The organism is Rhizobium sp. P1_E1 (genome assembly GCF_056406015.1).
In genome coordinates this window covers 42,548-58,730 of sequence record NZ_JBFUAY010000024.1, presented here as the reverse complement: position 1 = coordinate 58,730, position 16,183 = coordinate 42,548, and the positions used below count along the sequence as shown (strand labels likewise).

Annotated in this window: 12 protein-coding genes and 1 pseudogene; 9 read left to right on the top strand and 4 right to left on the bottom strand. The window is 60.8% G+C overall.

The window, feature by feature from the left end; genetic code table 11:
• Positions 1–57: 57 nt before the first annotated feature.
• Positions 58–210: pseudogene (locus AC1D1Z_RS11965) on the top strand (LuxR C-terminal-related transcriptional regulator); the annotation flags it as partial.
• Between the two features lie 116 nt (positions 211–326).
• On the opposite strand, the gene AC1D1Z_RS11960 reads toward AC1D1Z_RS11965, so the two are convergent.
• The gene (locus AC1D1Z_RS11960; protein WP_018243308.1) at positions 327–1,052 is read right to left on the bottom strand and encodes a sugar transferase; all 726 of its coding nucleotides are present in this window, start codon (positions 1,050–1,052) and stop codon (positions 327–329) included.
• A gap of 645 nt (positions 1,053–1,697) precedes the next feature.
• Positions 1,698–2,495: a 3'(2'),5'-bisphosphate nucleotidase CysQ gene (cysQ, locus tag AC1D1Z_RS11955; protein ID WP_018446888.1), complete on the bottom strand. Its 798-nt coding sequence runs from the start codon at positions 2,493–2,495 to the stop codon at positions 1,698–1,700.
• 542 nt (positions 2,496–3,037) lie between these two features.
• Between cysQ and AC1D1Z_RS11950 the strand changes: the two genes are divergently transcribed.
• From AC1D1Z_RS11950 to AC1D1Z_RS11920, 7 genes are all read left to right on the top strand, one after another.
• Complete coding sequence (locus AC1D1Z_RS11950) at positions 3,038–3,940, top strand: branched-chain amino acid ABC transporter permease (RefSeq protein ID WP_017965841.1); 903 nt, start codon at positions 3,038–3,040, stop codon at positions 3,938–3,940.
• A gap of 4 nt (positions 3,941–3,944) precedes the next feature.
• The gene (gene livM / locus AC1D1Z_RS11945; protein ID WP_018243306.1) at positions 3,945–5,336 is read left to right on the top strand and encodes a high-affinity branched-chain amino acid ABC transporter permease LivM; all 1,392 of its coding nucleotides are present in this window, start codon (positions 3,945–3,947) and stop codon (positions 5,334–5,336) included.
• Positions 5,336–6,211 carry an ABC transporter ATP-binding protein gene (locus AC1D1Z_RS11940; protein ID WP_018446887.1) on the top strand — a complete coding sequence of 292 codons (876 nt, stop codon included), beginning with the start codon at positions 5,336–5,338 and terminating at the stop codon, positions 6,209–6,211. Before livM ends, AC1D1Z_RS11940 begins: the two co-directional genes overlap by 1 nt.
• Positions 6,211–6,954, top strand: coding sequence for an ABC transporter ATP-binding protein (locus AC1D1Z_RS11935; protein ID WP_018243304.1), 744 nt, complete (start codon positions 6,211–6,213; stop codon positions 6,952–6,954). The genes AC1D1Z_RS11940 and AC1D1Z_RS11935 overlap by 1 nt, the downstream gene beginning before the upstream one ends.
• Before the next feature lie 19 nt (positions 6,955–6,973).
• On the top strand, positions 6,974–7,327 hold the full coding sequence (locus AC1D1Z_RS11930) for a DUF6867 family protein (protein ID WP_018243303.1): 354 nt from the start codon (positions 6,974–6,976) through the stop codon (positions 7,325–7,327).
• 120 nt (positions 7,328–7,447) lie between these two features.
• The gene (locus AC1D1Z_RS11925) at positions 7,448–8,569 is read left to right on the top strand and encodes a branched-chain amino acid ABC transporter substrate-binding protein (RefSeq protein ID WP_018243302.1); all 1,122 of its coding nucleotides are present in this window, start codon (positions 7,448–7,450) and stop codon (positions 8,567–8,569) included.
• A 135-nt stretch (positions 8,570–8,704) separates the two neighbouring features.
• The gene (locus AC1D1Z_RS11920; RefSeq protein ID WP_130652945.1) at positions 8,705–9,676 is read left to right on the top strand and encodes a 2-hydroxyacid dehydrogenase; all 972 of its coding nucleotides are present in this window, start codon (positions 8,705–8,707) and stop codon (positions 9,674–9,676) included.
• A 21-nt stretch (positions 9,677–9,697) separates the two neighbouring features.
• Here the strand turns inward: AC1D1Z_RS11920 and AC1D1Z_RS11915 are convergent, their stop codons facing one another.
• Together AC1D1Z_RS11915 and AC1D1Z_RS11910 are read right to left on the bottom strand one after the other, a co-directional pair.
• Positions 9,698–10,615, bottom strand: a complete 918-nt coding sequence (locus tag AC1D1Z_RS11915) for a response regulator (protein WP_477850599.1) — start codon at positions 10,613–10,615, stop codon at positions 9,698–9,700.
• Positions 10,608–13,994: a hybrid sensor histidine kinase/response regulator gene (locus AC1D1Z_RS11910; protein WP_130652944.1), complete on the bottom strand. Its 3,387-nt coding sequence runs from the start codon at positions 13,992–13,994 to the stop codon at positions 10,608–10,610. Before AC1D1Z_RS11910 ends, AC1D1Z_RS11915 begins: the two co-directional genes overlap by 8 nt.
• Positions 13,995–14,173: 179 nt before the next feature.
• On the opposite strand from AC1D1Z_RS11910, the gene AC1D1Z_RS11905 reads away from it, so the two are divergent.
• Positions 14,174–16,078 carry an acid phosphatase gene (locus tag AC1D1Z_RS11905; protein WP_130652943.1) on the top strand — a complete coding sequence of 635 codons (1,905 nt, stop codon included), beginning with the start codon at positions 14,174–14,176 and terminating at the stop codon, positions 16,076–16,078.
• The last annotated feature ends 105 nt before the right edge of the window (positions 16,079–16,183 follow it).

The following is a 16,183-nucleotide window of genomic DNA, read 5'->3' as shown; positions in this document are numbered from 1 at the left end:
GCAATTCAAAGTGCTACAGCGTCCTTTGCGCGTCTAAAAAGACGCGCGGCGCTGTAGTCGGCGGCCGGCAAGAGCAGCGACGAGATCGCGATCATTCTCGATCTCTCGTCGCACACGGTGGCAGGTTATCTGAAGAGCGCGATGCGCAAACTCGATTCGGTCAACCGCATGCAGGCGGTCGCCAGAGCATTCCGGTGCCGGATGCTCTAAAGCGCGTGGCATCGCGCTTTAGGTCTTTGTTTTATGCATGTCGGTTTCGCAAAACCGCTGCACACTTTTCGGCGACATGCACAAGGCAGCCGGTCTCTTCTCACAAAGCTTAAAGCTTAAAAGCCTTTTCCGCGGGTCAGCTCCGACACGACGGTTCCGAAAATGATGCGCATGTCCATCACGATCGAAAAATTCCCGACGTAATAGAGATCGCTGGCGATGCGGGCGCGCGCCTTGGCCGGACGATCGGTCGGGCCGCGCAAGCCGCGCATCTGGGCAAGACCCGTCATGCCGGGGCGCATCGCATGGCGCTGATGGTATTCCGGTACGAGCTCTTCGTAGAGCATGCCGCCGGCGCGCATGCCGATTGCATGGCAACGCGGGCCGACGACCGACATGTGGCCCAGCAACACGTTCAGCAGCTGCGGCAACTCATCGACATTCGTGCGGCGCAGGATGGCGCCGATGCGAGTTATGCGCGGATCGTTCTTCACCGTCTGGGCAACACCGGAGACATCGCAGAGGTCGGTGCGCATGGAACGGAACTTGTAGACCTTGATGGCCTTGCAGTTCTTGCCCCAGCGGGTCTGCTTGAAGAGCACCGGTCCCGGGCTGTCGAGCTTGATCAGCAGGGCGACGAACAGAAGGAACGGGGCGAGGACGAGGAGGGCGCTCAACGACGAAAAAATGTCGAACGCCCGCTTCAGGACCAGATCCACCAACGGCGCCTGCGGCGCATCGCTATGGATAACAGGGGTCTGGATCTTCAGGCTCGGCTGCTGGCGGCGGCTCGGCCGGAAGGAGTCTGTCGAAATGCTGTTGTTTAGTTCCGTGATGCTCAAGGATCGTACTCTGTTGTCTTCGAGGGGGGCGCGGCGGCAATAGGCGATCAATGGTTAACCCTGTCACCAGGGCTGCACTCAGGTCTTGGTAACCCTACTAAAACGGAAAAATGCGACAATTGTGTAATGGTGTCCAGAGAAATATCGCATCGCAGCAAATCTTTCGCATGTGCGTTAAGTTGAGGCAAGCTCATGATATTTCGTTAAGAATTGGAATTTTGTCAAAGTTTCTAGGCCTTTGGCAGGGCTTCACAGGGGGGTGGCGACGTGCCGTTTCGACACGTGACCCAGGTCTCTTAAGCATATTTCTTAACGGAACACGGGCCGAAATTTTTCTGATGAAGATATCGATCACTGTCGAAGCCGTGCCGAAATGTGACAAAATCAAGGCAAGATTGATGGCGCGCAGCGTCTTGAAAAGATGCAGGACAACGAATTTGCGGCCCGAATCGCTCAGTGAGGCCCGATAACGCGAATCACTTCACAGCTGGAGAGGGGATCGTGGATGCGCTTTACGGAGGGACGCTTGCGCAGTTGAGGCGCGCATGCCCGAGGCCGGTCGCAGATTGTCGCGACAGGTCTGAGCTCATGGTTACGATGCAGAGAATCGCGCCGCTTGCCGGTATTCAACGATCTTAAGGATGGTCACGCCGGTTCGAGGACGCGTTTCCTGCCGCCCCAGGAGATGAAGTTCGGGTTGGCGAAGTCGAAATCGGCCGCGGTTCCCGTCTTGCCATAGGTCAGCGGCGTTCCGTCCAGCGTCACCGTCGAACCGCCAGCGGCGCGCAGCACCGCATCGCCGGCCGCGGTGTCCCATTCCATCGTGCGGGTGAAACGCGGGTAGACGTCGGCCTTGCCTTCGGCCAGCAGGCAGAATTTCAGCGAGGAGCCGATATTGGTGCATTTGAAGATCGCGTGGTCGGCGAGGAAGCTTCCGGTCTCCGGGCTGTTGTGGCGAAGGCTTGCAAGCGCCAGCCTGTCGTCAGGCTGCTCGCGCACAGTGATTGTGCTGCGTGCGCCAACCGTGAAATCGTCCGCGACGACGAGCCTTTCGGCGTGGCCGCGTTCTCCCGAGAAGGCAAGTCCGAGCGCTGGCGCGTAGACGATGCCCGCCACCGGGGCGCCGTTCTCGATATAGGCGATGTTGACGGTGAATTCCTGCCGTCCGTCGACGAACTCGCGGGTCCCGTCGAGAGGGTCGACAAGAAAGAAGCCGCGGCCGGCAATGTCGGGCACTTTTCCGGCGGCGACCGATTCTTCCGCCACGACGGGTATTTCGGGATAATCTCTGGCGAGATGAGCGAGGATGATGCGTTCAGCCTCCTCGTCGGCGACCGTGACCGGACTGGCATCCGCCTTCATGGCGACGGGGAAGCCTTCGCGCAAGACCGTGATGATGGCCCTGCCGGCTTCGAGTGCCGCCTTTTCAAATGTCCTCAGCATTGTCCTTTTGCCGTTCGCCACGCGGCGAGCACCCCGTTGTCGCTCGTCCGCAAACCATCCCTATTACAACCAGATACTTAAGTTATATGGTGTTCCCCGTCATGCTCTGCATCCCTCAATACACAGCTTGATGATGCTACCATAAGTTTTCGGCCTTGTCAGACGAAGATCGGGTATTGTTCGTGAAATGGCATTCGTCAGAGAGGCTGCCTTGGGGTCTGAATTTGCTCCATCTTCCAATTCTGTGGAATAGCTTACGCAGCAAGCGGGGCAGGAAATCGACGGCGATATCTCCGCATGGTTAAGCCCGTGGCAGTTTCTGGCTAAAAATAGGCCCTGCTCTGCCGTTTTTCTGTGGATTTTGGTTCAAAACGCGCCAGTTAGGCCTGTTCTGACAAGAATCTGTCGGAGTAAATCCTTTTTGTCTTCACATTTCCAACGAAACCGCTATGCATTCGGCCTATGAGGTTCTCTGAAACGGAGAACTGAAGAACCAAAAAGAGATGCAGCGTGTTTCGCTCGCATCCAGGGGAAAACGACATATGGAGTATTTCGTCCAGCAGCTCTTAAATGGGCTGACGCTCGGATCCATCTATGGCCTTGTGGCTATTGGCTATACGATGGTTTACGGCATTATCGGCATGATCAATTTCGCCCATGGCGACATCTTCATGCTCGGTGGTTTCGCCGCTCTTATCGTCTTCCTCGTCCTCACATCCATCTTCGCAGGTCTCCCGGTGGCAGTTCTGCTGCTGGCGATGCTTGTCGTCGCGATGTTGATGACGAGCTTGTGGAACTGGACGATTGAGCGCGTCGCATACCGTCCCCTGCGCGGTTCCTTCCGCCTGGCGCCGCTGATCACCGCGATCGGCATGTCGATCACGCTGTCCAATTTCATCCAGGTGACGCAGGGTCCACGCAACAAGCCGATTCCGCCGATGGTGAGCTCGGTCTACCAGTTCGGCAACATTTCGGTGTCGCTGAAACAGATCATCATCATCGTGATCACGGCAGTGCTGCTCACGATCTTCTGGTACATCGTCAATCGTACCGCACTCGGCCGTGCCCAGCGCGCCACTGAGCAGGATCGCAAGATGGCAGCGCTGCTCGGCGTCAACGTCGACCAGACGATCTCGATCACTTTCGTTATGGGTGCGGCACTCGCAGCCGTCGCCGGCACGATGTACCTGATGTATTATGGCGTCGCCTCGTTTAACGACGGCTTCACGCCCGGTGTGAAGGCCTTCACGGCAGCCGTTCTCGGCGGTATCGGTTCGTTACCCGGCGCCGTCTTCGGCGGCCTCCTTATCGGCCTTATCGAGTCGCTGTGGTCGGCATACTTCACCATCGCCTATAAGGACGTCGCGACCTTTGCGATCCTGGCTTTCGTGTTGATCTTCAAGCCGACCGGCATCCTCGGGCGGCCGGAAGTCGAGAAGGTATAACGTCATGGCAAACATCGAAAATTCTGCAGGCAAGCCCGATGCCGGACTTGTCCGCAAAGGCCTTACCGAAGCTCTTTTCGCCGCCGTCCTGTCGTTCGGCATGTTCGTTCTCTATGTCGGCCTCAAGACCGACCAGAACATCAGCAACGAGCTGATCATTGTCCAGCGCTGGGGCCTGCTTGCGATCTTCGTCGCGGTCGCCGCCATCGGCCGCTTCGCCACGGTGGTTTTCCTGCGGCCGCATCTCGATAGCCGCAAGCTGGCAAAGTCGAGACAGGGCGAACTCGACATCTCAACCGAGAAGAGCTTCTTCCACCGGCATTTCCTGAAGATCGCGCTGATCGCGCTGCTGCTTTATCCCATGGTGGTGGTGGCGTTCAAAGGCCCTCAGGGCTCGCTGACATATGTCGACAATTTCGGCATCCAGATCCTGATCTATGTAATGCTCGCCTGGGGGCTGAACATCGTCGTCGGCCTCGCCGGCCTGCTCGACCTCGGCTATGTCGCCTTCTATGCTGTTGGCGCTTATTCCTACGCGCTGCTTTCGAGCTATTTCGGCCTGTCCTTCTGGGTACTGCTGCCGCTTTCGGGCATCTTCGCGGCACTCTGGGGCGTCATTCTCGGCTTCCCGGTGCTGCGCCTGCGCGGCGATTACCTGGCCATCGTGACGCTTGCCTTCGGTGAAATCATTCGTCTCGTCCTCATCAACTGGACTGAAGTGACGAAGGGCACTTTCGGTATCTCGAGCATCCCGAAGGCAACACTCTTCGGCATTCCCTTCGATGCGACGGCCGGCGGCTTTGCCAAGCTCTTTCACCTGCCGATCTCCTCGGCCTATTACAAGATCTTCCTCTTTTACCTGATCCTGGCGCTCTGCATGCTGACGGCCTATGTCACCATCCGGCTGCGCCGCATGCCGATCGGACGCGCCTGGGAAGCCTTGCGCGAAGACGAGATCGCCTGCCGTTCGCTCGGTATCAATACGGTGACGACCAAACTCACCGCCTTTGCGACGGGCGCGATGTTTGCCGGTTTCGCCGGCTCGTTCTTCGCCGCCCGCCAGGGCTTCGTTTCGCCGGAATCCTTCGTCTTCCTGGAATCGGCCGTCATTCTCGCTATCGTCGTTCTCGGCGGCATGGGCTCGTTGACCGGCATYGCGATCGCCGCCATCGTCATGGTCGGCGGCACCGAGTTGTTGCGCAGCATGGACTTCCTAAAACTCATCTTCGGACCCGATTTTACGCCGGAACTCTACCGCATGTTGATCTTCGGCCTCGCCATGGTCGTCGTCATGTTGTTCAAGCCGCGCGGCTTCGTCGGCTCGCGTGAGCCGACAGCCTTCCTCCGAGAGCGCAAGGCGATATCCGGAAGCTTCATCAAGGAGGGCCATGGTTGATGAGCCCCGTAACGAATACGATGTCTGACGACACTCTTCTCAAGGTCGAACACCTGTCGATGAAGTTCGGCGGCCTTATGGCCATCAACGACTTCTCCTTCGAAGCCAAGCGCGGCGATATCACCGCGCTGATCGGGCCGAACGGCGCCGGCAAGACCACCGTCTTCAACTGCATCACCGGCTTCTACAAGCCGACGATGGGCATGATCACGTTCAACCAGAAGAGCGGCAAGCAATACCTGCTGGAGCGCCTTCCGGACTTTCGCATCACCAGGGAAGCCAAGGTCGCACGTACCTTCCAGAACATCCGGCTGTTCTCCGGCCTGACCGTTCTAGAAAACCTGCTGGTTGCCCAGCACAACAAGCTGATGAAGGCATCAGGTTATACGATCCTCGGCCTCATCGGTGTCGGCCCCTATAAGCGGGAAGCGGCCGGGGCGATCGAGCTTGCCCGTTTCTGGCTTGAGAAGGCCGACCTGATCGACCGCGCCGACGACCCCGCCGGCGACCTGCCCTACGGCGCCCAGCGGCGTCTCGAAATTGCCCGCGCCATGTGCACTGGCCCCGAGCTGCTTTGCCTGGATGAACCGGCTGCCGGCCTCAACCCCCGGGAATCGGCAACGCTCAACGCGCTGCTGAAGAGCATTCGCGCCGAAACAGGAACGTCGATCCTGCTGATCGAGCACGACATGTCGGTGGTCATGGAAATCTCCGACCACGTCGTCGTCCTCGAATATGGTCAGAAGATTTCCGATGGCACGCCGGATCACGTGAAGAACGATCCGAGGGTTATCGCGGCCTATCTCGGTGTCGAGGATGAAGAAGTGGAAGAGGTGATCGCAGCCGTCGAGCAGCTCGAAGGAGGCGCAAACTGATGGGCGATGAAGTAATGACCGGTCAACCGCTCCTTCAGGTCAACAGCGTCGAAACCTATTACGGCAATATCCGCGCGCTGGCCGGCGTCGATGTCCACGTCAACAAGGGCGAGATCGTCAGCCTGATCGGCGCCAATGGCGCCGGCAAGTCGACACTGATGATGACGATCTGCGGCAGCCCGCAGGCCCGCACCGGTTCGGTGGTCTTCGAGGGCCGCGACATCACCCGCATGCCGACGCATGAAATTGCCCGTCTACGCATTGCACAGTCGCCAGAAGGCCGCCGCATCTTCCCGCGCATGACGGTTCTGGAAAATCTTCAGATGGGCGCAGGCCTCGACAATCTGAAACACTTCGCCGAAGACGTTGAGAAGATCTTCACGCTCTTCCCGCGTCTCAAGGAACGTCACGCCCAGCGCGGCGGAACACTTTCGGGCGGTGAGCAGCAGATGCTGTCGATCGGCCGCGCGCTGATGGCGCGCCCGAAGTTGCTGCTTCTCGACGAACCCTCGCTCGGTCTTGCGCCGCTGATCGTCAAGGGCATCTTCGAGGCGATCAAGAAGCTCAACGAGGCGGAGGGGCTGACCGTTTTCCTCGTCGAGCAGAACGCGTTCGCCGCCCTCAGGCTTTCTCACCGCGCCTACGTGATGGTGAACGGCAAGGTGACGATGAGCGGCTCCGGCAAGGAGCTTCTTGCCAATCCCGAGGTCCGCGCCGCCTATCTCGAAGGCGGAAGACACTAGGTCGAAAGGAGAGTTTGACATGCAGGGACTTTTCTTCGAAGCGGATGTCGGCCCCCTTGTGGCGATCCGTGTCATCGTCTTGCTCTTAGGCTTCTGGACGGCCTGGCGCGCCGGCAAAGCGGTTGCCGAGGGCTGGAGCGACTATCCGCTGGTCATCGTCTATACATTTCTGCTCGCCTGGGCGATGCAGTTCCTGCATCATGCCCTGTTCAATGGGCCAATGCTTAGCACCTTCTACTATATCCTCGATTTCGTGACGCTGCTGGTCTTCTCGACGGCCGGCTTCCGCCACCGCCGCACCAATCAGATGGTTAACAACTATTACTGGCTGTACGAAAAGACTTCCGCGTTTTCGTGGAAGGACAAACATTGACAGTCCGTTGAAACTAGGCATGAATTGCCTTCCGAGTGGAACAGCTTTCCTGGCGCAGTCAATGGTGGGTAGTGCGCTGGGCCTTGGACCGGAACCCGCCCAAAAATTGGGAGTAATAATATGAAGAAGTCTCTTCTGTCGGCAGTGGCTCTGACGGCGATGCTCGCCTTCAGCGGCAACGCGTGGGCCGACGTTCTCATCGCTGTCGCTGGTCCGCTGACTGGTCCGAACGCCGCGTTCGGCGCTCAGCTCCAGAAGGGTGCTGAACAGGCAGCCGCCGACATCAACGCTGCTGGCGGCATTAACGGCGAGCAGATCAAGATCGAACTCGGCGACGACGTCTCCGACCCGAAGCAGGGCATTTCGGTTGCCAACAAGTTCGCTGCTGACGGCGTCAAGTTCGTCATCGGCCACTTCAACTCGGGCGTTTCGATTCCGGCTTCGGAAGTCTATGCCGAAAACGGCATCCTCGAAATCACCCCGGCCGCGACGAACCCGACCTTCACGGAACGGGGCCTCTGGAACACGTTCCGCACCTGCGGCCGTGACGACCAGCAGGGTGCCATCGCCGGCAAGTATCTTGCCGATCACTTCAAGGACGCGAAGATCGCTGTCGTTCACGACAAGACCCCCTACGGTCAGGGCCTTGCCGACGAAACCAAGAAGGCTATGAACGCCGCAGGCGTGACGGAAGTCATTTACGAAGGCATCAATGTCGGCGACAAGGACTTCTCGGCCCTCATCGCCAAGATGAAGGAAGCCGGCGTCTCGATCATCTATTGGGGTGGTCTGCACACCGAAGCCGGTCTCATCATCCGTCAGGCGGCTGACCAGGGCCTGAAGGCGACGCTGGTTTCGGGCGACGGTATCGTTTCGAACGAACTGGCCTCGATCGCTGGCGACGCCGTCGCCGGTACGCTGAACACCTTCGGCCCCGATCCGACGGCGAACCCTGCGAACAAGGAACTCGTCGAAAAGTTCAAGGCCGCTGGTTTCAATCCGGAAGCCTACACGCTCTATTCCTACGCTGCGATGCAGACGATTGCCGGGGCCGCCAAGGCTGCCGGCTCGCTGGATCCTGAGGCCGTTGCCAAGGCTATGAAGGAAAAGGGCCCGTTCCCGACCGTTCTCGGCGATATTTCGTTCGATGAAAAGGGCGATCCGAAGATCCCCGGCTACATCATGTACGAATGGAAGAAGGGTCCGGACGGCAAGTACAGCTACTTCCCGCAGGGCATGTAAGCTTCGTTCCCCTTTATGGGACATGATTATCGAAGCCCGGTTCCGACCGGGCTTCTTTCTTTTTGCGGACGTTTCAATTTTCGCCTGGCTGGTCTAACTCTTGGCATCGTTTTGAAGCGTTGAGTGGAACCGTCCATGTCCAAACCCCGCATTCTCGTCACCCGGCGCTGGCCAGCCACGGTGGAAGCCGTCCTTGCCGAACGTTTCGACGTGACGTTCAATCCTGACGATATTCCGCTCGGTGAAAACGAGCTAAGGCTGGCGCTCTCGACTTATGATGCCGTACTGCCGACGGTTTCCGATCGGTTGCCCGCCGCTGTCTTCGACGGCCTGTCTGTTGTCACCAAGATCCTCGGCAATTTCGGCGTCGGCTACAATCACATCGATATATCCGCTGCCAGGGACAGAGGCATTGCGGTCACAAACACGCCGGGCGTGCTGACCGACTGCACGGCCGATATCGCCATGTTGCTGCTGCTCTCCGTTGCCCGGCGCGGCAGCGAGGGCGAGCGGCAGGTACGCGCTGGTGAATGGAAGGGCTGGTGCCCGACGCATATGGTCGGCACCAAGGTGACCCGGAAGACGGTCGGCATCATCGGTTTCGGCCGAATCGGCAAGGCCTTCGCGCAACGCTGCCATTTCGGCTTCGGCATGGATGTGGTGTTCTTCAACCGTTCACCGATCGATCCGGCGGAGGCGGCGCGTTACGGCGCGCGGCAACTGCCAACCATCGAGGCCGTGCTGGCGGTGGCCGATTTCGTCTCGCTGCATTGCCCCGGTGGAGCAGAGAACCGACACCTGATAAATGCGGCACGGCTTACGGCGATGAAGCCGGGCGCCTTTCTCATCAATACGGCGCGTGGCGACGTGGTGGATGAGGCGGCGCTGATTGCAGCGCTCAAGGCGGGCACGATCCGCGGCGCCGGGCTTGACGTCTACGAGGCGGAACCTGATGTCCCGGAGGCGCTGCGGCGGATGGAGAACGTCATGGTGCTGCCGCATCTCGGCAGCGCCACGGAAGAGACGCGGACCGCCATGGGCATGAAGGTGGTCGACAACGTGGCGGCGTTTTTCGAGGGCAGGGATGTGCCGGATCGGGTGGTTTAGCGACCAGCCGCCAACGCCATCTCACATCTCGTGCAGCACATGCGTGGCCTTCACGGCGGCTGATGCACGGTTCTCGACGCCGAGCTTCACATAAATCTGTTCGAGGTGCTTGTTCACCGTCCGCGCCGACAGTCCCAATATTTCGCCGATGTCGCGGTTGGCCTTGCCCTTGGCAATCCAGAGCAGCACTTCGGATTCGCGCTGGGTGAGCGAAAACCGCTGGCGCAGCACCGCGTCGTCGCTGCGCTGATTGGCGGCAGTGAGGCGGAAGAGATATTCGTCAGGGCCGATTGCGCCGAGGAAGGCGAGCTGCAGCGCCGCTTGGCCGGCATGGGCAACGGAGATGATGCCGTCGCGCACCGCGGCGACGCGGTCGCGCATCCAGTCGGCGATATGGTGGACGACGATTTCCATGCCGTCGTCGCTGCCCATGGCCGCATTGACCAGCCGTGTGGCTTGCGGCGTTGACCAGTGGATGGCACCGTCGCCCTTGACAGCCAGCAGATGGCGGCCGGCCGCGTCCAGTGCGATGCGGGCGCTTTGGGCCGAGCGAGCGTTGCGCAGATGGACACGGATGCGGGCGCGCAGTTCATCGATGTTGATTGGCTTGCTGAGATAATCGACGCCGCCGGATTCCAGCGCGTGCACGACATGCTCGGTCYCGGTCAGGCCGGTCATGAAGATGACAGGCACCTGTGCCACCGCGGCATTCGCCTTCAGCCGACGGCAGGTCTCGAAGCCGTCCATGGCGGGCATCACCGCGTCGAGCAGGATGATATCGGGCGTGATGCGCTCGACGATACCAAGTGCGGCCGTGCCCGACGTGGCGATCAGCACCGAGAAGCCGGATTGTTCGAGTGCGTCGGTCAAGAAGCCGAGTGCTTCGGCCGAGTCGTCGACGAGCAGAACGATGTCGCGGGGGAGGGCCGGCTCAGGCAATGGGTTCCACCTTTTCGTCGAAGTCGTGCAGGAAGGTCATGAAGCCGGCGAGATCGAAGGCGGCGACATAGGCGCGAAGTTCCTCTGTGAATGGCTGATTTGCCTCCACCTTGGCAAGGTCGGAAAGCTTGGCTTCGATACCTCTGATATAGCCGATCTCGCCGAGCCGCAGCAATTCCTGGATATGGGCAGCGCCTGGGCTCAGCATCGGCGCTTCGATCTTAACAGGAACGGCTGGCGCGGCATCGGCAAAGATCCATTTCAGGCCAAGATGCAGGGCGAGCTTGTCGCGCAGCTGGCGGATGTCGACCGGTTTGCCGATCGCATCGTTATGGCTGTCGTCACTGTCGCTGAGAACCGCTGCATCACCAATATTGGCCGAAAGCATCAGCACTGGCGCCGTCTGACCGGCCTCGCGCAGACGCGAGACGAGCTGCCAGCCGTTCATGCCGGGCATCAGGATATCGACAAGGAAGAGGTCCGGTATGATGCCCTCGATCAGCGTCACGCATTCGCCGCCGCCTGCCGCCGTCAGCACGATGAAATCGAGCGGCGCCAGGATTTCGCGCATCATCTCGCGGTGGTCCTCGTTATCGTCGACGACCACGACCGTGCGGCGCGGGCCGTCGTAACCGACAATGCGCTTTTCTTGCGGTGCGGCGGCCACGGCGCGCATGACGGCGGACAGCATCAGCCGGACCCGGAAGGTCGAGCCTTCGTCCTTCACGCTCGAGACCGAAATCTCGCCGCCGAGCGTGTTGGTCAGAAGCCGGGTGATGGTGAGGCCGAGGCCAAGCCCCGGCATTGGCCGCACGCTTTCAGCCTCGCCGCGCTGGAAGGGTTCGTAGATGCGGGTCAGGTCTTTCTCCGTGATGCCGCGGCCGGTGTCAGTGACGGTGAAGGTCGCGACCTGGCTGCGATAGCCGACATCGAAGATGACGCTGCCTTCGTCGGTGAACTTGATGGCATTGGAGAGCAGGTTGACCAGGATCTGGCGCAGGCGCTTTTCGTCGGTGCGGACGAATTGCGGTAAGGCCGGCGAGCGCTCATGGATGAAGGTAAGCCCCTTTGCCTGCGCCTGCGGGCGGAACATATCGACGATCTGGTCGAGAAAGTCCTGGATGTTGATCTCGTTGGAATAGACCTGAAGGCGGCCGGCCTCGATCTTGGAAATATCGAGCAGGCCGTCGATCAGCCCGGAGAGGTGTTCGGCGCTGCGGCGAATGACCTTGATCGAGGATTGGCGCGGCGCCGGGATGGTCTCGTCGCGTTCGAGGATCTGGGCATAGCCGAGTACGGCGTTCAGCGGCGTGCGCAGCTCATGGCTGAGCCCGACGACGTAGCGGCTCTTGGCGCGGTTGGCGGCCTCGGCCGTCTCTTTGGCGTTCTGCAGGGCGGCGTCGGTCTTCTTGTGGGCGGCGATTTCCTTGAGCAGCAGTGTGTTCTGGCGCGAGGATTCCTCCTCGGCAACGACGCGGCTGTCATGGGCGAGCACATAGAACCAGCAGACAACGCCTGAAATTACCGAGAAGACGAAGAAGACGATGAAGATGGTGCGGTTGACGACTTCGGCGGTCGCGGGTGAGGCGGAGGCGACCTGATGGGCGATCATCGCCAGGATCGCGCCGATGGCGGTCAATGCCAGCACGACGGCGATGCCGTAGCGGCCGAGGCGCGTCGCCAGCTTCCCCAGAATGGCTTCCGGCAGCAGCGCCTTGGCGACGGTGCCGACCTGCGCGTTGAAACGGGCGGCGGGCTTGCACATGTCGTGGCAGCGGCTGTCGAGCGAACAGCAGAGCGAGCAGATCGGCGCGGCGTAGGCCGGGCACCAGGCCATGTCCTCTGGCTCGAACGGGTGTTCGCAGACCGAGCAGGTAATGCTCGTCAGGTTCTTCCAGCTCTGGCGCGGCTTGCGGGCGAGGTAGAACTTGCCCTTCGTCGCCCAGGCGATGACAGGCGAGGCGATTAGGGCGATGACGAGGGTGATGTAGGGGGCGAGCGAGGCGGCGATGTCGCCGAAGGCACCGAAATGGGCAATCAGCGACACCGTCGCCGACAGCGTCATGGCGCCGAGGCCGACCGGGTTGATATCGTAGAGGTGGGCGCGCTTGAACTCGATGCCGGGGGGAGCAAGACCCAGCGGCTTGTTGATGAAGAGATCGGCGGAGATCGTGCAGAGCCAGGCCATTGCGATGATCGAGAAGATGCCGAGCGTCTCCTCCAGCAGCCGGTAAATGCCGAGTTCCATCAAAAGCAGGGCAATTGCGACGTTGAAGACCAACCAGATGACGCGGCCGGGATGGCTGTGGGTCAGCCGCGAGAAGAAGTTCGACCAGGCGAGGGAGCCTGCATAGGCGTTCATCACGTTGATCTTCAGCTGCGAGACGACGACGAAGGCGGCCATCAACAGCAGCGCCGCATTGTGCCAGGGGACCATGTAGCCGAAGGCGGTCAGATACATCTGCGCCGGGTCGGCGGCGCGATCGAGGGGGACACCCGAGGCGAAGGTCAGCACGACCAGGAATGAACCGGCAAGCAGCTTCGGGGCGCCGATGATGACCCAGCCGGGCCCGGCGAGAAAGATCGCCAGGCGATGGCGCCACTTGCGCTGTGGATCCGGCGGCAGGAAGCGCAGGAAGTCGGCCTGTTCGCCGATCTGCGACATCAGCGCCAGGATGACGGCAGAAGCAGCGCCGAACTCCACCAGATCGAATTCGGCGATGGTGCCGGGCGGACCGGAGGCATGGCGGATGCCGGCAAAGGCGCGCCAGAGATCGAATTTTTCCCAGTCCAGCAAGGCGATGAAGATGAAGGGTAGGATATTCAGCACGATCCAGAAGGGCTGGGTCATCAGCTGAAACTTGCTGATCAGCCGCACGCCGTGCGTCACCAGCGGGATGACCATGACGGCGCTGATGATGTAGCCGATCCAGAGCGGGATGCCGAGAGTGAGCTCCAGCGCTCCGGACATGATCGATGCCTCGATCGCAAACAGCATGAAGGTGAAGCTTGCATAGATCAGCGAGGTGATGGTCGAGCCGATATAGCCGAAGCCCGCGCCGCGCGTCAGAAGATCGATGTCGACGCCGTGGCGGATGGCGTAGCGGCTGATCGGCAGGCCGATCGCCAGCATGGCGACCGAGGCGACGATAATGGCGTAAAAGGCGTTGGTGGTGCCGTAGGAGAGGGTGATCGCGCCGCCAATCGCCTCCAGCGCCAGGAAGGAGATCGCGCCGATCGCCGTCTGCGAGATGCGCTGCGAGGAGAAATGGCGAGCGCTCTTTGCGGTGAAGCGCAACGCGTAATCTTCCAGCGTCTGGTTGGCGACCCAGCGATTGTATTCGCGTCTCACCGGAATGATGCGTTGGCGCGCTGCCATGTCTTCCTTTCCGGCATTCCGGTTGGGCTCATCGTCTCTCTGGCAGTTTTGGCGGGATGGTTGGGAAAGGCAAGAGGCGGGCACCGACTGGTTCACAGAATGGCAATATATTTGCAATTGATCCGTCACATAAGAGCTCTAACTCTCCCGGCGTTCGTTCAACCATTTCGGGTATCACCATGTCTGTTTTAAGCCTCTGCCGCCGGAGCACCGCCCTCGTCTGCCTTCTTTCGATCGTGCCATCGCTTGCCAGCGCCGAGCAGGCCACGGCGGCCAAAGTTCCTTATGTGGAGGCCGGAAACACCAACAAGCGCGGTGACGCCTGCTTCTCGACGGCAGACACCAACGCCGCCGTTCACCTTCTCTCCGGCTTCCTCGAAATCTGGACTCCGCGCACGCCTTTCGTCGATGCGGGTGTCGAGGCCCCGGCCAAGGACAATTGCCCGGCTGTCGCCAAGACGGATTGGGACGGTATTCCCGCCAGCAAGACCGACGGCCATATCGTCAACCAGGCCGTCCATGATGCGAACATCGCCTATGTCGTCAATGCGACGCGGGCGCGGACGGCCGATCAAGCGGTGGCCGCCTATCTCGACGATCGGCGCGGCAAGAATGCCAGTATCGTCGACGGCCTCGGCCCGCTGACGGCTGCCTGGAAGGCCGGCTCGAAGCAGAACACCACGATCACCGCGGTGGCGGTCGATGCGACGACGGTCAAATACGATGACAAGGGCAACAATCGCGGCGCCGGCAGCAAGCCGGATACGGAAAACAAGACCGATGCCAACCCCGACATGGGCCTTGCAATCGACTTCATCAACGCCGCAAGCGGTGACGGTTCGACGGAACCGGCCAAGCGCTATTTCAAATATGGCCGTCCCTATCGCTGGAGCCAGGACGTATCGGTCGTCCCGACGCTGGAGCCCGCCAAGAGCGGCAAGCCGGTCGAGGACGGCGGCTTCCCCAGCGGGCATACGGCGGAAGCCTGGCGGGATGCGCTGGCCATGGCCTACCTCGTGCCGCAGCGTTTTCAGGAAATGATCACGCGCGCCAGCGAGCTGGGTGAAGACCGCATCCTCGCCGGCATGCATTCTCCTCTCGACGTGATGGGCGGCCGGATGCTCGGCACCGCTACGGTCGTCTACAATCTGAACAAGGCCGACAATGCGGCGCTGAAGAGCGATGCTTACGCCCAAGCGCAGGCATGGCTTATCGCCAAGTCAGGCGTTGCGGATGCAGGAGCGCTGGAAGTCGCTGCCCACGCGGCACCGCTTGCCGCAGACCGTTTCGCCGATCATGACGCCAATCGCGCCTACGTGCTGCAGCGCCTAAGCTACGGCCTGCCGACGATCCATGCGACCGATCAGCCGGCGCGGGTGCCGCAGGGCGCCGAAGCGCTTCTCGAAACGCGTCTGCCCTATCTGGACGGCGAGCAGCGCCGCGACGTGCTGAAGACGACGGAGATCGCCTCCGGCTACCCGCTCCTCGACGATGCGGAAGGTTACGGCCGTCTCAACCTGTTTGCCGCCGCCGACGGTTACGCTGCGTTCGAACAGGAGGTGACCGTGACGATGGACGCGGCAAAGGGCGGGTTCAATTCGATCGACACCTGGCGGAACGACATTACCGGCAAGGGCAGGCTGGTGAAGCGCGGCAACGGCATCCTCGGGCTTTCAGGCGCCAACAGCTATTCCGGCGGCACCGTGCTGGAAGAGGGCGCGCTGGTGGCCTTGTCGCCGTCGGCCTTCGGTCGTGGCGGGCTGACGCTCAATGGCGGCTCGCTCGTTCTGGCGGCCGACAAGCCTTTGACCGTGAGCGGTGACTATCAGCAGGTCGCCAATGCCATGACGAAGTCGGCGCTCGGCGAAAACGGCGCGGGCACGCTGGTTGTCGAAGGCAAGGCAGTGCTGGCCGGCGACCTCGACGTGACGATTGCCGATGGCTATGCCCCAACGCCTGGAACGAAGATCGAAATCCTGAAGGCGAGTGCCGTGACTGGCACCTTCGGCAAGGTCACGGTTTCCGGCCACAAGGCGAGCCTATCCTACGGCCCGACCTCAGTTACCTTGACGATCGACGGATAAATTCCGGTATCGAGATAGGGCATCCCTGCTGCGGGGGATGCCCTTCCTTCCCTGGTCTGCCTGTTTGACCCCCGCGCCTACGTCATTTTGCGTATGTGTTTTTGC